This window comes from Maribacter chungangensis (assembly GCF_042676845.1).
Classification (GTDB): domain Bacteria; phylum Bacteroidota; class Bacteroidia; order Flavobacteriales; family Flavobacteriaceae; genus Maribacter; species Maribacter chungangensis.
This window is the reverse complement of sequence record NZ_JBHTHY010000006.1, coordinates 352,072-367,391: the sequence shown is the minus strand read 5'-3', so window position 1 is coordinate 367,391 and position 15,320 is coordinate 352,072. Positions and strand designations below refer to the sequence as shown.

The 15,320-nt window shown below is 40.9% G+C and carries 14 protein-coding genes; 7 read left to right on the top strand and 7 right to left on the bottom strand.

Going from position 1 to position 15,320, the window contains the following annotated elements:
- The first annotated feature begins 1 nt into the window (after nucleotide 1).
- Nucleotides 2-2,458: a replication restart helicase PriA gene (priA, locus tag ACFQZJ_RS09650; RefSeq protein ID WP_379934161.1), complete on the top strand. Its 2,457-nt coding sequence runs from the start codon at nucleotides 2-4 to the stop codon at nucleotides 2,456-2,458.
- A 57-nt stretch (nucleotides 2,459-2,515) separates the two neighbouring features.
- On the opposite strand, the gene ACFQZJ_RS09645 is transcribed toward priA, so the two are convergent.
- Nucleotides 2,516-3,208, bottom strand: coding sequence for a LytR/AlgR family response regulator transcription factor (locus tag ACFQZJ_RS09645; protein WP_379934159.1), 693 nt, complete (start codon nucleotides 3,206-3,208; stop codon nucleotides 2,516-2,518).
- Nucleotides 3,209-3,442: 234 nt separating this feature from the next.
- On the opposite strand from ACFQZJ_RS09645, the gene rpsF reads away from it, so the two are divergent.
- From rpsF to hisS, 5 genes are all read left to right on the top strand, one after another.
- On the top strand, nucleotides 3,443-3,784 hold the full coding sequence (gene rpsF, locus ACFQZJ_RS09640; RefSeq protein WP_379934157.1) for a 30S ribosomal protein S6: 342 nt from the start codon (nucleotides 3,443-3,445) through the stop codon (nucleotides 3,782-3,784).
- A gap of 5 nt (nucleotides 3,785-3,789) precedes the next feature.
- On the top strand, nucleotides 3,790-4,086 hold the full coding sequence (gene rpsR / locus ACFQZJ_RS09635) for a 30S ribosomal protein S18 (protein ID WP_027075749.1): 297 nt from the start codon (nucleotides 3,790-3,792) through the stop codon (nucleotides 4,084-4,086).
- A 13-nt stretch (nucleotides 4,087-4,099) separates the two neighbouring features.
- Nucleotides 4,100-4,552: a 50S ribosomal protein L9 gene (gene rplI, locus ACFQZJ_RS09630; RefSeq protein ID WP_379934155.1), complete on the top strand. Its 453-nt coding sequence runs from the start codon at nucleotides 4,100-4,102 to the stop codon at nucleotides 4,550-4,552.
- 63 nt (nucleotides 4,553-4,615) lie between these two features.
- Entirely contained in the window at nucleotides 4,616-5,098 is a 483-nt protein-coding gene (locus ACFQZJ_RS09625; RefSeq protein WP_379934432.1) for a DUF6495 family protein, read from the top strand.
- A 245-nt stretch (nucleotides 5,099-5,343) separates the two neighbouring features.
- The gene (hisS, locus tag ACFQZJ_RS09620) at nucleotides 5,344-6,720 is read left to right on the top strand and encodes a histidine--tRNA ligase (RefSeq protein WP_379934154.1); all 1,377 of its coding nucleotides are present in this window, start codon (nucleotides 5,344-5,346) and stop codon (nucleotides 6,718-6,720) included.
- Here hisS and ACFQZJ_RS09615 read toward each other — a convergent pair.
- Entirely contained in the window at nucleotides 6,715-7,266 is a 552-nt protein-coding gene (locus tag ACFQZJ_RS09615) for an NUDIX hydrolase (RefSeq protein WP_379934153.1), read from the bottom strand. The two genes, hisS and ACFQZJ_RS09615, sit on opposite strands and share 6 nt — an antisense overlap.
- A gap of 40 nt (nucleotides 7,267-7,306) precedes the next feature.
- Entirely contained in the window at nucleotides 7,307-8,395 is a 1,089-nt protein-coding gene (locus ACFQZJ_RS09610) for a M42 family metallopeptidase (RefSeq protein WP_379934152.1), read from the bottom strand.
- 104 nt (nucleotides 8,396-8,499) lie between these two features.
- On the opposite strand from ACFQZJ_RS09610, the gene ACFQZJ_RS09605 reads away from it, so the two are divergent.
- Nucleotides 8,500-9,183 (top strand): DUF4294 domain-containing protein, encoded by a 684-nt coding sequence (locus ACFQZJ_RS09605; protein WP_379934151.1) that lies wholly within the window; start codon nucleotides 8,500-8,502, stop codon nucleotides 9,181-9,183.
- Here ACFQZJ_RS09605 and ACFQZJ_RS09600 read toward each other — a convergent pair.
- From ACFQZJ_RS09600 to ACFQZJ_RS09585, 4 genes are all read right to left on the bottom strand, one after another.
- Nucleotides 9,180-9,413, bottom strand: a complete 234-nt coding sequence (locus ACFQZJ_RS09600) for a DUF6095 family protein (RefSeq protein WP_379934150.1) — start codon at nucleotides 9,411-9,413, stop codon at nucleotides 9,180-9,182. The genes ACFQZJ_RS09605 and ACFQZJ_RS09600 overlap by 4 nt on opposite strands.
- Before the next feature lie 32 nt (nucleotides 9,414-9,445).
- Complete coding sequence (locus ACFQZJ_RS09595; RefSeq protein WP_379934149.1) at nucleotides 9,446-10,282, bottom strand: hypothetical protein; 837 nt, start codon at nucleotides 10,280-10,282, stop codon at nucleotides 9,446-9,448.
- 4 nt (nucleotides 10,283-10,286) lie between these two features.
- Nucleotides 10,287-12,662: a TonB-dependent receptor gene (locus tag ACFQZJ_RS09590; protein WP_379934148.1), complete on the bottom strand. Its 2,376-nt coding sequence runs from the start codon at nucleotides 12,660-12,662 to the stop codon at nucleotides 10,287-10,289.
- 111 nt (nucleotides 12,663-12,773) lie between these two features.
- Nucleotides 12,774-14,990, bottom strand: a complete 2,217-nt coding sequence (locus ACFQZJ_RS09585) for an NADP-dependent isocitrate dehydrogenase (protein WP_379934147.1) — start codon at nucleotides 14,988-14,990, stop codon at nucleotides 12,774-12,776.
- Nucleotides 14,991-15,320: the final 330 nt, after the last annotated feature.

Below are 15,320 nucleotides of genomic sequence, written 5' to 3'. Positions count from 1 at the left end.
TATGGCACATTTTATAAATCTTGTTTTACCTATTCCCTTAGAAAGGCATTTTACCTACAGTGTTTCCGCCCCCGAGGCAAAATTACTGCAACCTGGCATGCGGGTTTCGGTGCCGTTCGGTAAATCAAAAATATATACGGGAATCGTACTTAGCGTTCATACCACGGCACCGGAGGTATATGAGGCCAAAGAAATACATCAAATACTAGATGACACACCTATTGTCACCCAAATTCAATTGAAACATTGGCAATGGATCGCCGACTATTATATGTGTACCTTGGGAGAGGTGGTACGAAGTGCGCTTCCCGGAGCATTTCTTTTGGAAAGCGAAACCCTGGTACTGCGCAATAGGGATGCAGAGATAGATGAGCAAGATTTGAAGGACGATGAGTTTTTGGTATTCGAAGCCTTGCAGCATCAATCTGTATTAAAAGTACACGAAGTGGCCGCTATTGTTGATCGGAAAAACGTATTACCTATTTTAAACCGACTTCTGGCAAAGAACGTCATCAAGTTAAAAGAGGAGGTTTTTGAGCAATACAAGCCTAAACTGGTCAAGTATGTTCGGCTGGGAATAGCGCATTCGTCCGATGAGGCCTTGGAAACACTATTGGAATCCTTGACCAGAGCACCAAAACAGAGTCAGGTTGTATTGGCACTGTTCCAGTTGCAGGCTACAAGTAAGAAACCAATTTCTACCTCGGAGCTGGAGCAAGCCGGTAATAGTTCCAAAGCGGTTATAAAAGCCTTGGTAGATAAAGGGATTTTAGAAGAGTATAGCATCCGGGTAGATCGGGTGGACTTTGACGGTACTCGGGATGTTTCCGCCGTAAAAGAACTGAACAGCTATCAAGAACAAGCACTCAACGATATTAAAACCGCCTTTGATGCGGATAAGGTCACTTTATTAAAAGGGGTTACTTCCTCCGGAAAGACAGAAGTCTATGTAAAATTGATAGAAGAGTGCCTAGCACTAAAAAAACAGGTACTCTATTTATTGCCGGAAATTGCGTTGACCACACAATTAATTTCCAGGTTACAGGAATATTTTGGAGAAAAAATTGCGATTTACCATTCCAAATATAATGTCCAAGAACGGGTAGAGGTCTGGAATAATGTATTGTTGGCGAAAAATAAGGCACAAATAGTTATCGGTGCAAGATCGGCCATGTTCCTTCCCTTTTCGGATTTGGGCTTGTTGCTAGTCGATGAGGAGCATGAAAGTTCCTTTAAACAATTTGACCCGGCTCCGCGCTACCATGCACGAGATGCGGCCATTGTGCTCGGAAGTATGCATACATCAAAAATTTTGCTAGGTTCCGCCACACCTAGTATAGAGAGTTACCATAATGTAAAAATGGGGAAGTACGGTTATGCGGAAATCACAAGAAGGTACGGTAATGTGCTCATGCCGGATATGGAACTGGTAGATATTAAAGAAGCACAGCGAAAAAAACGAATGAAAGGCCATTTTTCCGAGCGTTTGTTAGAAGAAATGACAGAGGCCCTGGAAGCTGGGGAACAAATTATTCTTTTTCAGAACAGAAGAGGTTATGCTCCCGTTTTGGAGTGCTTAACCTGCGGACATACCCCACAATGTCCTAATTGTGACGTAAGCCTTACATACCATCAGTTTAGAAAACAGTTGCGATGTCATTACTGTGGACATCATTCCGCATTGCCGGAAAGTTGTTTGGCCTGTGGCAGTCCAGATTTGGATACCAAGGGTTTCGGAACACAACAGATAGAACAAGAGGTCATTAAGTTATTCCCCGAAGCCAAAGTCGATCGCATGGATCTAGATACGACCCGCGGAAAACATGCTTATGAGAAAATCATTACCCGTTTTGAGCAGCAACAATTGGACATACTTGTTGGAACACAAATGCTTACCAAAGGTTTGGATTTCAGAAATGTAAGCTTAGTTGGGGTTATGAATGCGGATGCGCTTTTGAATTTTCCCGATTACAGGGCACATGAACGAAGTTTTCAATTGCTCACCCAGGTAGCGGGCAGGGCAGGACGGACCAAAAAGAGGGGCAAAGTGATCATACAGACCTACAACCCTTACCATCAGATTTTAAAACAAGTCACCACTGGGGAATATGACAACATGTTCGAAGAACAAATATATGAACGGGAACAGTTTAAATATCCGCCCGTGAACAGAATTATCAAGATTACTTTCAAACATAAAAATTATAATGTGCTCAACGAGGCGGCGGACTGGTTTTCTAGTGCGCTCAAAACTAATTTTGGTGGGAACGTGTTAGGGCCGGAATATCCGCCGGTTGCCAGAATCCGTAATCAATATCTAAAACATGTATTGGTAAAGATGGATAAAAAGGAATCCGCTGCCAGAAAAAAGCAACATATTAAAAGAATAGAAAAGTCTTTTAATGCGATATCCATGTACCGTAGTGTTAGGGTCGTTTACAATGTGGACCATATATAAAAAAAGAAACCGCCGTTGGGCGGTTTCTTTTTAAAGTAATTTTATATCATATAAAAACTATACGTTACTAAGGGCTTCCGCCAACTCGGTCTTTTTGTTTCTACTTAAAGGAATAGAGCGTCCGCTAACTTCAACGTTCTTACTGTTGAATTTTTCAACTTTCTCCAAATTAACGATATAGGATTTGTGTATGCGTAAAAACTTATCCTCCGGGAGTTGCTTTTCAAAAGACTTCATTGTTGATAAGATTACGATATTGGCTTCATCCGTTACCAACTTTATGTAGTCGCCTAAAGCTTCTATCCACTTGATATCGTTTAAGATAACCTTTCTTTTCTTTAAATTACTCTTTACAAAGATGTGCTCTTCGTCTTCCAGAACCCTGTTCGCTTGCTCGTATTTTGCCACCGCTCTTTTAACGGATGCATCAAAACGGGCCATGGTAATGGGTTTGTGCAAATAATCGGTAACATCGTACTCGAACGCTCTAAGGGCATAATCTGGTTTACCGGTAATCAAAATTACCTGAGGACTGTTATCTAGGGACTCGAGTAGGTCAAATCCTGTGATAATCGGCATTTCAACATCGAGAAATATTAGGTCTATTTCATTGTTTTTGATACCGTTCTTAGCTTCAATAGCATTGCTGTATTCCGCTACCATTGCTAAGTTGGGGTGGTTGTTCACCAACTTTGCGACGGCCATCCTTTGCATGGACGAGTCGTCAACGATAATACTTCTTAACTTCATAAGGGCTGATTTGTGGGGTTAAATCATCGACAAATAACCGAAAAAACACGACAAACTGCAACAAAAGATGTAAACAATGTAGTGTTAATTGTGTAAATGGTGATGACAATAGATTAAGATTTGGTTTGTTCAATTTATATATTCTTCCAAGCTATAACGAAGATTTTTATCTTTTCTTATACATATTTTAAAATAATGGCTATTTTTGCACTCTTTAAAACAAAAATTATATATATGAACCATTACGAAACTGTTTTCATTTTGAATCCCGTTCTATCTGATGTACAGATAGAGGAAACAGTTAAGAAATTTGAAGATTTCTTAATTAAGAATGGAGCCAAAATGGTCTCCAAAGAGAATTGGGGCCTTAAAAAATTGGCTTATCCCATCCAAAACAAAAAAAGTGGTTTTTACCACTTGTTCGAATTCACGGACCTTGGCCAGGTAGTATTACCTTATGAGCAAGAGTTTAGAAGAGATGAACGTGTAATGCGCTTTTTGACCGTTAAACTGGACAAACACGCAGTTGCATGGGCAGAAAAAAGAAGAACAAGAAACAAAACCGCTAAAGCTTAAGTACTATGTCAACATTACAACAACAGGCAAAAGGTAAAAAAGATGGGGAAATCAGGTATTTAACTCCATTGAATATTGAAACCAACACCAAGAAGAAATATTGTAGGTTTAAGAAATCCGGAATCAAATATGTTGATTACAAGGATGCAGACTTTCTTATGAAATTGGTAAACGAGCAGGGTAAATTGTTGCCTAGAAGACTTACGGGAACTTCTTTGAAGTTTCAGCGAAAAGTAGCACAGGCCGTTAAAAGAGCACGTCACTTGGCTTTGATGCCTTATGTTGGTGATTTATTAAAATAATAAGAAGAGAATCATGGAGCTTATATTAAAAGAAGACGTACAAAACCTAGGTTTTAAAGACGATGTAGTAACTGTAAAAAACGGATACGGTAGAAATTACCTTATTCCCAACGGTTTGGCCGCAATGGCTACATCCTCTGCCAAGAAAGTATTGGCAGAGAACCTAAGGCAAAGAGCGCATAAAGAAAAGAAAGTAGTTGATGCCGCTAACAAAGTTGCCGATACCCTTAAAGCATTGGAATTAAAGATAGCTGCGAAAACCGGCGCGGGAGACAAACTTTTTGGTTCGGTAACCACCTCCGATTTGGCCGAGGCCATTGCTAAGGAAGGTCACGATATAGACAGAAAGTTTATTAGCATACAAGGTGGTTCCGTTAAAAGAACAGGGCCTTACAACGCACAGATCAGATTACACAGAGAGGTAGTTGTAGACTTCCCTTTTGAAGTGGTAGCTGAGAAGAAGTAATTTTAGTATTTAGAATCCATAAGCCTTTCAGTTTTCTGGAGGGCTTATTTTGTTTTTATGACAATGAAGTACGCGCGACTTACAAAAGAACAGCTACAAGAATTGGAGCCAGAATTCATCAATTTTTTGGCAACACAGTCCATCACAGGTGAGGAATGGGCCAAGATAAAAAGAGATACTCCAGAAGTGGCCGAAGATGAATTGGATGTCTTTAGTGACCTTATTTGGGAAGGTGTATTGAGCAAGGTGGTGTATTTGGAAAACATCTCCGCACAACAAATGCACTTGTTCGAGTTAACGGATAAAGAAATGAAACTCATTGCCGTGAAGGTCATGAACCCCAAAATAGATTTAACCACGGAAATTGGTTTTAGCTGGTTCAAAAAAAACTGGCAATCGGATTTTGTAGAATATATGACAGCGTCCAAAGCCTATACGGAGGACAAGAACCTGGATAAGTTTCAGTTGATCCAACAAGGAGCCGTTATTACTAAAGGGGATTTGTACAAGTGGTTTCAATCAATGATGGAAAACACGGCCCCTTAAAAGCCCCCTAGCCCCCAAAGGGGGAACGCTTACTGTTGAGCATAACACTTAGATGTTTTAGGAACCTAAAGTGTTACGGTTTACTAATCGTGTGTAATCCTAATATGCTAAAGTGGTTTTGTATAAATTTTCTACTACGTTGCAAAGCAGGTTGGGTAGGAGTATATTTGTTATTGATAATTTAATGAATTTTGATTTCGGTAGTTTGGGCCTGTCTCAATAGCCGTTAACAGCAACAAAAACGAATGGCACAGAAACCTTCAATACCCAAGGGAACACGTGATTTTACTCCGCATGAAATAAGTAAGCGAAACTATATTTTCGATATCGTTAAAACCCACTTTCAAAACTTTGGCTATCAGCCCATAGAAACACCTTCGTTCGAAAACTCGGATACGCTTTTAGGAAAGTACGGAGAAGAGGGCGACCGGCTGATATTTAAGATCTTGAATTCTGGGGATTTTATCAGCAAAGTAGATGACGTTACCTACAGCTCTAAAAACTCGAGTTCTCTTGCACCAAAGATTACAGAAAAAGCGCTGCGCTATGACCTTACTGTTCCCTTTGCGCGCTACGTAGTGATGCACCAGAACGAAATCGACTTTCCCTTTAAGCGTTACCAGATTCAGCCCGTATGGCGCGCAGATAGACCACAAAAAGGAAGATTTAGGGAATTTTATCAATGTGATGCAGATGTAGTAGGGTCCGATTCCCTGTTACAAGAAGTGGAATTGGTACAACTGTATGATACCGTATTCACGGCGCTGCAACTCACCGGAGTTACCATAAAGCTGAACAACCGGAAAATTTTGGCGGGCATTGCAGAGGTTATAGGCGCAAAAGACTTATTGATCGATTTTACGGTGGCCTTGGACAAGTTGGATAAAATAGGGGAGGAAGGCGTTAAAAAAGAAATGCGGGAGAAAGGTATTTCGGATACGGCCATTGAAAAGTCAGCTCCTTTATTTACATTAAAAGGCAGTAATACATCGCAATTAGACAGCCTTGAAACATTACTTCAAAACTCTGAGGAAGGCAGTAAAGGAGTGGCTGAGCTCCGATATATCATAGAGAGTATTGACGAACTAGGTTTGCAAACAGCACAACTATCCATCGATGTTACCCTCGCGAGAGGGCTAAACTATTACACGGGTGCTATTTTTGAGGTGAGTGCGCCAGATGGGGTTTCCATGGGGTCTATTGGCGGAGGCGGTCGCTATGATGACCTTACCGGTATTTTTGGGTTAAAAAATGTTAGCGGTGTAGGGATCTCCTTTGGACTGGACCGCATCTACTTGGTGTTGGAAGAGTTAAACTTGTTCCCAAAATCCCTGGAAAAATCCTTGGATGTCCTTTGTTTGAATTTTGGCGAAAAAGAGGCCCTGACTTCCTTGAAATTGACGAGCGAGCTACGAAAGTCTGGTATTAAGGCAGATGTATACCCATCCAACACCAAGATTCAAAAGCAATTTAAATATGCCAACAATCGCAAGGTACCTTTTGTCATACTTTTGGGAACAGAGGAGCTAAGCAACGGCGCTTTTGTTGCCAAGAATATGAAAACCGGAGAGCAAAAGACATATCGTCTTGATGCCGTAGGTACCTTTATATCGGAGCTATAGTTTTGTTTTAATCGTGGCTATGACGGTTTTATAGTAGGCGCTGGAATGAGGAACATAGTTTCTATATTGAATGTTAGAAGTAAAGAGTTCTTTTTCAAATTCGGATATGGATAGCAACTTTAAATCGGTTACTTCGTTTTCTTGTTTTTCTAGCGCTTGTAAAGTTACCTTTAATTCAGAAAGGAAGGTATGGTGAAATTCATTATCGATCAGGGTGTCGTGATGTTTTTGCATCGACTTAAAAACACCAATTTTTTCTAGGTTCGCTTCTCGTACCGTAAGTCCGATTTCTTCTTTAATTTCGCGAATTGCCGATAGTGCTACGGTTTCACCGGAACCCACATGGCCGGCGACCGAAACATCCCAAAGTAGGGGATAGGTATCCTTGTTTTGTGCTCGTTGCTGCAAAAGGACGTCCCCGTTTTTTGTATAGAACCATATATGCACTGTAGCATGAAAAAGTCCTAAACGGTGCGCTTTTGACTTGAGCGCGGTGGTTCCGGTGGGATTGCCGTTCGTATCTATAATATCCAAAAGTTCATCCATATAAAAAAGCCCTTCCTGAACAGAAGGGCTTAGATTTGAGTTAGTCGAAATAACTAAAGGTTTCCCCTTCTTTTATGGTCAACAGTGTTTCATATATCAATCGGATTACATTTTCTACATCATCCTTGTGAACGGTTTCTACCGTCGTGTGCATGTAACGCAGAGGTAAAGATATCAATGCCGAGGCAACACCGCCATTGCTGTAGGCAAAGGCATCGGTATCCGTACCGGTAGCTCTAGAAGCTGCCATGCGCTGAAAAGGAATCTTCTTGGCCTCCGCTGTTTCCAAAATCCGTTCCCGTAGTTTGTTTTGTACCGCCGGAGCGTATGAAATTACCGGACCGGAACCCATTTCTGTATGTCCTTGGGTTTTCTTCTCGATCATTGGAGTTGTCGTATCGTGGCATACATCGGTAATGATGGCAACATCGGGCTTTATGGTCTGGGTAATCATTTCTGCTCCGCGTAACCCTATTTCTTCCTGTACCGAATTGGTAATATATAGTCCAAACGGAAGGGTTTTCTTGTTTTCGTGCAATAGTCTGGCCACTTCTGCGATCATAAATCCGCCTGCACGGTTATCTATAGCCCTACAAACAAATTTATTCTTGTTCAATACCTGAAATGTATCCGGATAAGTAATGACACAACCCACATGAACGCCCATTTTTTCAACTTCTTCCTTATCTTTTGCACCTATATCTATAAAGATATTATCTAATTTGGGCGGTTCTTCCTTTTCATTTTTTCTGGTATGTATGGCAGGCCATCCAAAAACTCCCTTAACAATACCATTTTTAGTATGTATGTTGACCCATTTAGAAGGCGCGATTTGATGGTCGCTACCGCCGTTCCTTATTACATAAAGCAAACCGTTGTCCGTTATATAATTTACGTACCAAGAAATTTCATCGGAATGTCCTTCAATAACCACTTTATATTTGGCATCAGGGTTTATGACCCCGACAGCGGTACCATAGGTATCCGTAATAAAGGTGTCTACGTAGGGTCTTAGGTAGTCCATCCATATTTTTTGGCCTTCCCACTCGTAACCTGTGGGGGCTGCATTGTTTAAGTATTTTTCAAAAAAATCGAGCGATTTTTTATTGATGATATCTTTTTTAGCCATGTTTAGTTTATTTACTACAAACTTAACAATATTCACTTGTTTTTTGAATACTATAGTGCTTCAATTATCGTTAATTTTGGCAAGACATTTGCAGTAACGAAACCATGGTACAAAGAAGTGTTTTAGTGTTTTTTATCGCGATAGGGATTCTTAAAGCGAAGGCTCAGGTGCCAGAGCAGGTATTGGATTCCGTATCCGAAAAATTAATCATCATAGAAGGGGATTCTGTCTTTAGAAGCTCTATTGACTTGCAGGAAACCTTTGTTTTTGGGAAGTTGAAATTTGATTCGCATAAGGATAAATTACGGTACTATATCCTAAGAAGAAAAACCCACAAAGTATATCCGTATGCGAAATTGGCCGCAGAGCGTTTGGTTGAACTTAACGACAGCCTAAAGGTGATTAAAAAACCTAGAAAACGTAAAAAATACACCAAAAAAGTACAGAAGTATATTGAAGGCGAGTTTTCCGAAGAGTTAAAGAAACTCACCAGAACAGAGGGTCAAATACTTGTAAAACTAATTTACCGGCAGACCGGAACAACGGCCTTTGACCTTGTAAAGGAACTTAGGAACGGCTGGCGGGCTTTTTGGTACAACACTACGGCCAAAATGTTCAAAATAAGTATAAAGGAAGAGTTTCATCCGAATATGGTAGAAGAAGATTATCTTATCGAGGATATTCTACAGCGCGCTTTTTCTTCCGGAAGGCTGGATCGGCAGGAGAGTGTATTGGATTACAACTATGCCGATCTGACTAATAAATGGAGAAAACCATCTAAAAATTAATTCTTTTTCTTTTTCCCAAAAAGGGATTCCATTATGGTCATTATTCCCTTAAAACCCATGCCTACGGCAGTAATGGCCAATATGATTCCAACAATAAGTACCGGCCAATAAAACGGGTGTTCTTCATTTTTAAAGGCTTGCCAAATTACGATGGGTGCAGAAAACATCAACAGCACCGTATAGGCCAATAATTTAAGGCCTTTGACCAAAATATCTTTATCTGTTCTCATAAGGTTATTGGTGTTTATCCATAACTACTGCTTTATTGGATAGTTATCGTTTCTTTAAATTCCTGAACAACCGCAAAATAACCTAAAGCAAAATTAGTACGACGATCTACCTCCTTAGTTTCGCTCACATTGGTAAAATTTCCCCTAACGGTTCCCAACGGGGTTTGAAAAGGTCCTTGATTGCCGCCCGATTGCACGATAAGCTGGTTCATATAGTTGAAAAAACCTTCGTCTGCTCCTAAAATACTGATATTTAGTCTGGAACCAGGTTCTAAGTCTTCGTAAAAATACGAGAACTCAAATCGTTGGCCTGGATAAAATTCATCTTCCGAAACCAGAAATTCGTTAAAGTCGAAATCGAAAACATAAAAATTATCCATATCCGGGATATCGGTAAATGACACCACAATTTCGGTTTCGTCCCCAGAAAATAGCACCGCATCTCCTTGAACAAGACTATCAAAGGGGACCGAGGGTGTAAAGTTAGTTTTAGCTTCAAAAACAGCACCTTCATAATTTATGGTCATAACGAGCGCTCCCGAGGTAAAGAAAGCGGTATTCTTGGATGCCTCGTACACACCGGTTTCGGTTTCGTTAAACACTAAGGTATTTTGGTCCCCTGCGTCGGTTCCTTGATATTCTGCATTCTCAATCACTATTCGATCAACGGATACGGCTTGGTTTTCTTCAAAAAAAGAACTACTGAGCCCAACTTTCACCGTTGCTGTTGTGATGCTTTTGCTAGTGTCTAGGCGAATTACGGCGTCTACATTAAGGCGGGACGGTTCAGTATCAAGCTCCACATCTATAACATCTTCACAGCTTATAAAAATAAACAGGATGGCAAGTATGTAGGTATATTTATGCATGGTATTAAAATTTAAAATTATAAGTCACCGCCGGAACGAGGCCAAAAATGGAGGTCCTTACCGCTTCGTTTGCACCGGTATCCTGATTTCTACGGAAATTAATGGAGGCTGCATTTCTTCGGTTGTATAGGTTGTAAAGGCTAAACACCCATTCTCCTTGCATTTTTCTTGTTTTGTTCTTTTTTGGGGTCAAGGTTGCCGATAGATCTATTCTGTGGTAGTCCGGTAAACGTTGTTCGTTTCTGAGTCCATAATAAGGTACGGTTAACCCTTGAAATTCGAACTGTCCTATAGGAAAATTGGTAGGTTGCCCGGTTTGATAAACGAAATTACTGTTGATACTCCATTTTTCGCTAAGATCATAACTTGCGAACAAGGAAAGGTCATGCGGCTTGTCATAGGGGGTGTTGTACCACTCCCCAAGGTTAATTCCGGTTTCCGCTGCTGTTCTACCCGGGGTTCGCTGTTCCGATTTGGATAGGGTATAGGCTAGCCATCCTTGCAATCTACCTTCATTTTTTCTGAACAATACTTCTAGTCCGTACGCCCTAGCTTCCCCATTTAGAATTACTTGTTCAATAGCATCATTGGCAATCAGGTTGGCACCGTCTATATAATCTATCCTGTTTTGTACATCTTTATAAAATACCTCGGTCTCAAAAGAATAGGTACCGTTGGCAATGTTCTTAAAATAACCAAGCGCGTACTGGTCCAATAACTGTGGTTGTATAAAAGGGCCACTAGGTGTCCATACATCCAAGGGAGTGGGGGAGTTCGTGTTGGATAGCAGATGTAAGTACTGTGCCAAACGCGTATAGCTCGCTTTAACCGAACTATCGCTGTTTAGTGTATACGACATGGATAGTCGTGGCTCAAAGTTGTTGAACGTAGCCAAACTGCCTTTTCTTCCTGGATTTATAACTTCAATAGGATCCGCTTCTTGATAAATGGATAAAACAGGATCAAAACGGACAGGATTGTCATTTTCATAAACGTTAAGTTCTTGCTGTCCCAGCCTCATAAAGTTACTAAACCGAAGGCCGTACCCCAAGCTAAGATCATCCGTAACGCGATGTTCAATATCTACATAAGCCGCAAATTCATTGGCATACTTTTGGGTAAGCTGGTCTTCTACGATGCCAGAAGTATCGTTACTGGGTTCAATTTTTCCGGGGTTGAATTGGTAATAGATGTTGTTAACGCCATAGTTTACCTGTAATTTATCGTTCAGGTAGTGTTTAAGGTCATATTTTACGTTGAAATTTTGGATGCCCGAATTCCAATTGAACCCAACAAAATCTAGTTTTAAGCCATAATAGTAATCGGAATAGATCAAGGATAAGTTAGAAAAAAGTTTATCGGAAAATAGATGGTTCCATCTAAAATTACCTACAGCATTCCCGTATGTGTTTACAAAGCTCTCGCTAATACCAAATACGTCCCTACCAAAATAACCGGAGAGAAATATACTATTCTTGTCGTTTACGTTATAACTAAGTTTGGTGTTTAGGTCATAGAAGTATGCGGTATTGTCCAGGTCGAACAACGGAAGGAACAAGTGTGCATAAGAGCCCCTACCGCCTATTAAGAACGCTGCTTTATCCTTTTTTATGGGTCCCTCGATCAAAAGCCGACTGGCAACAGCGCCAATACCACCGTTTACCTTTAACTCTTTGCTATTTCCTTCTTTTTGAAAGATATCCAGAACGGATGAGACCCTACCTCCATAACGCGCTGGAATCCCTCCTTTATATAGTTTGATGTCCTTAATGGCATCTGGATTAAAAACGGAAAAGAAGCCAAATAAGTGGGAGGAATTAAAAATGATGGCCTCATCCAAAAGAATAAGATTCTGGTCTACGGAGCCTCCTCGAACATTAAAACCAGATGCACCCTCACCGGCATTTGTAACACCGGGTAACAGTAGTATCGATTTTATAATATCGGCCTCTCCAAGAATAACGGGAATTTTTTTGATGGTTTCTACGGATAAGCTGTTAACGCTCATTTGCGGTTTTCGAATATCCATTCGCTCAACATCCTGGGTTACCACAACCTCGTCCAATTGTTCGGCAGCTTCTGTAAGCTTAAAATCCATTTTAGTGTTGGAAGTCAGGCTTACGGAACGAACAATATCTTGGAAGCCCAAATAATTCACCACGATTTGATATGCGCCCTCGGGAACTGTTATGGAATAAAAACCATATTCATTGGTCACCACGCCTGTACCCAAAGACGGAAAGGCTACGGTTACGCCAATTAAGGTTTCATTACTACTTTCTTCCGTAATGGTTCCGCTTAGTGTGTATTTTTGCTGTGAAAAGGAATGTAAGCTGTAAAAGAAAAATAGTATCGCCGATACTAGTGTTGCTTTCTTCATCTATTTTTTTTTAAAAATAATTAGAAAATATCTGTATGACTTGATCTTAACAGTTTTTTGCAAAAAAAAAGACCCTCGGATTGAAGGTCTTTCATTTTACTTTCTTTTACCTTAGATAGCGTCCAAAATAGCATTTAAGGTAGGACTTGGCCGCATTGCTTTTGCTGCCAAATTCGCATCGGGCTTGTAATAGCCTCCGATATCCTGCGGTTTCCCTTGTGCGGATATAAGCTCTTTTGAAATTTGTTCTTGTTTGCCTTGTAGTTCCGCGAAAACAGTTGAAAATACCGATTTAAGATCTAAATCATCATTTTGCCGGGCCAGGGCTTCCGCCCAATATAGGGCCAAATAAAAATGACTGCCCCTCGTGTCCCGCTCGTTTACCTTTCTAGAAGGTGATTTGTCGTTCAATAGAAATTTTTCGGTGGCACTGTCCAATGCATCCCCAAGTATTTTTGCTTTTGGATTGTTATTTTTTTCACCAAAGAATTCCAAGGATACACCAAGCGCTAAAAACTCGCCTAGAGAATCCCAACGTAAGTGACCTTCTTCTAGAAACTGCTCTACATGTTTTGGAGCGGAACCTCCTGCACCGGTTTCGAACAGTCCGCCACCGTTCATCAATGGTACAATGGAGAGCATTTTAGCACTGGTTCCTACCTCTAGTATGGGAAACAGATCTGTTAGGTAATCCCTAAGTACATTACCGGAAACAGAAATGGTATCTTTTCCCGCCTTCATCCTTTCCAAGGTTAACTGGGTGGCGTCAACTGGAGACAGAATTCGAATATCCAATCCGGCCGTATCATGTTGGGGTAGGTAGGTATGTACTTTTTTAATGATTTCGGCATCATGGGCCCTATTGGCATCCAACCAAAAAATAGTAGGATGTTGCGTTGCTTTTGCTCGGGAAACAGCAAGTTTGACCCAGTCCTGTACGGGAGCGTCCTTTACTTGGCACATACGCCAAATATCACCGCGTTCTACGCGGTGCTCCAAAAGTGTTTTGCCTGTTGTTATATCCTCTACCCTTACGATACCGTCTTCCTGTATTTCAAAAGTTTTGTCGTGGGATCCATACTCTTCGGCTTTTTGCGCCATAAGACCTACATTGGGCACCGTACCCATGGTAGTTGGGTCAAATGCACCGTGTCTTTTACAAAAGTCTATAGTAGTGGCATAAACGCCTGCGTAACTACTATCAGGGATTACCGCTTTGGTGTCCTGAGGTTTACCCTCGGCATTCCACATTTGTCCTGAATTACGGATCATGGCCGGCATGGAGGCATCTATGATTACATCGCTGGGAACATGTAGGTTCGTGATTCCCTTATCGGAATTCACCATGGCCAAGGAAGGCCTATCTCCGAGTACTGTGTTGATGTCATTCATTATTTGTGCCTTCTCCCGGGCAGGAAGTGTATCTATTTTCTTGTACAGATTATCAAGCCCGTTGTTAGGGTTAATACCCAAGTCATTAAAAACTTCGCGGTGTTTTTCAAAGACCGGCTGTAGAAAAGTCGCTACCACATAGCCAAAAATAATTGGATCCGAAACCTTCATCATGGTAGCTTTCATGTGCACGGAAAAAAGAACGTCCTTGTCCTTGGCATCCGATACCTGTTCGGCAAGGAAAGCCAACAAGGCTTTCTTGCTCATTACCGTGGCGTCTATGACCTCACCGGCTTGTAATGCGGTATTTCCCTTTAATGTTATTGTATTTTTGGGGGTCGTAAGTGTGATTTGTACTTCCGTATCTGCATCTAGGGTTACGGATTTTTCATTAGCCTTAAAATCACCATTTGTCATGGTGGCTACGTGTGTTTTGGAATCGGGTGACCAAGCACCCATGCTGTGCGGGTTTTTTTTGGCGTAATTCTTTACGGCACGCGGCGCCCGCCTATCCGAATTCCCTTCTCTTAGGACAGGGTTCACCGCACTTCCTTTTATTTTATCGTATTTGGTACGTATTTTTTTCTCGGTATCGGAACTAGGTTCGTCCGGGTAGTTCGGAACTGCATAGCCCTTGGCCTGCAATTCTGCAATAGCTTCCTTTAACTGTGGTATAGAGGCGCTAATATTGGGTAGTTTTATGATATTGGCCTCTGGCATTTTGGCCATCTGGCCTAGTTCATAAAGATCATCGCTTACGCGTTGATTTTCTTTTAGCAGTTCTGGAAATGTAGCGGATATTCTTCCTGCCAGGGAAATATCCTTGGTTTCTATCTGTATTCCGGAAGTTTTGGTAAATGCCTTAACTATAGGCAAAAATGACTCTGTGGCCAAAGCTGGGGCTTCGTCTGTTTTAGTGTAAAAAATTTTGGACATGCACAATTGGTTTTAATTCAAGCGGAGCAAATATACAATTTTATCTAGGCTCGATTAATAGGATTCAGCGGAATGTTTGCCAGTAAATTTTTTGGATATTGAACATGTGCAATAACAAAAGCCATATCATCGTACAAGTACATTGATATGGCTTTTTAGAAGTAGTTTACAGATTTTGTTTGTTTTAATTGGTATTAAAACGGCAACCATTGATTGCATCCGCTTAACTAATTCAACGTTTGAAATACGTTTCGATCCTGGTTGGACAACCAATATGGAACTACTGGGCATTTCTTCTTGTTGTCTTCTCATTTGGCATTAACTGCTTAG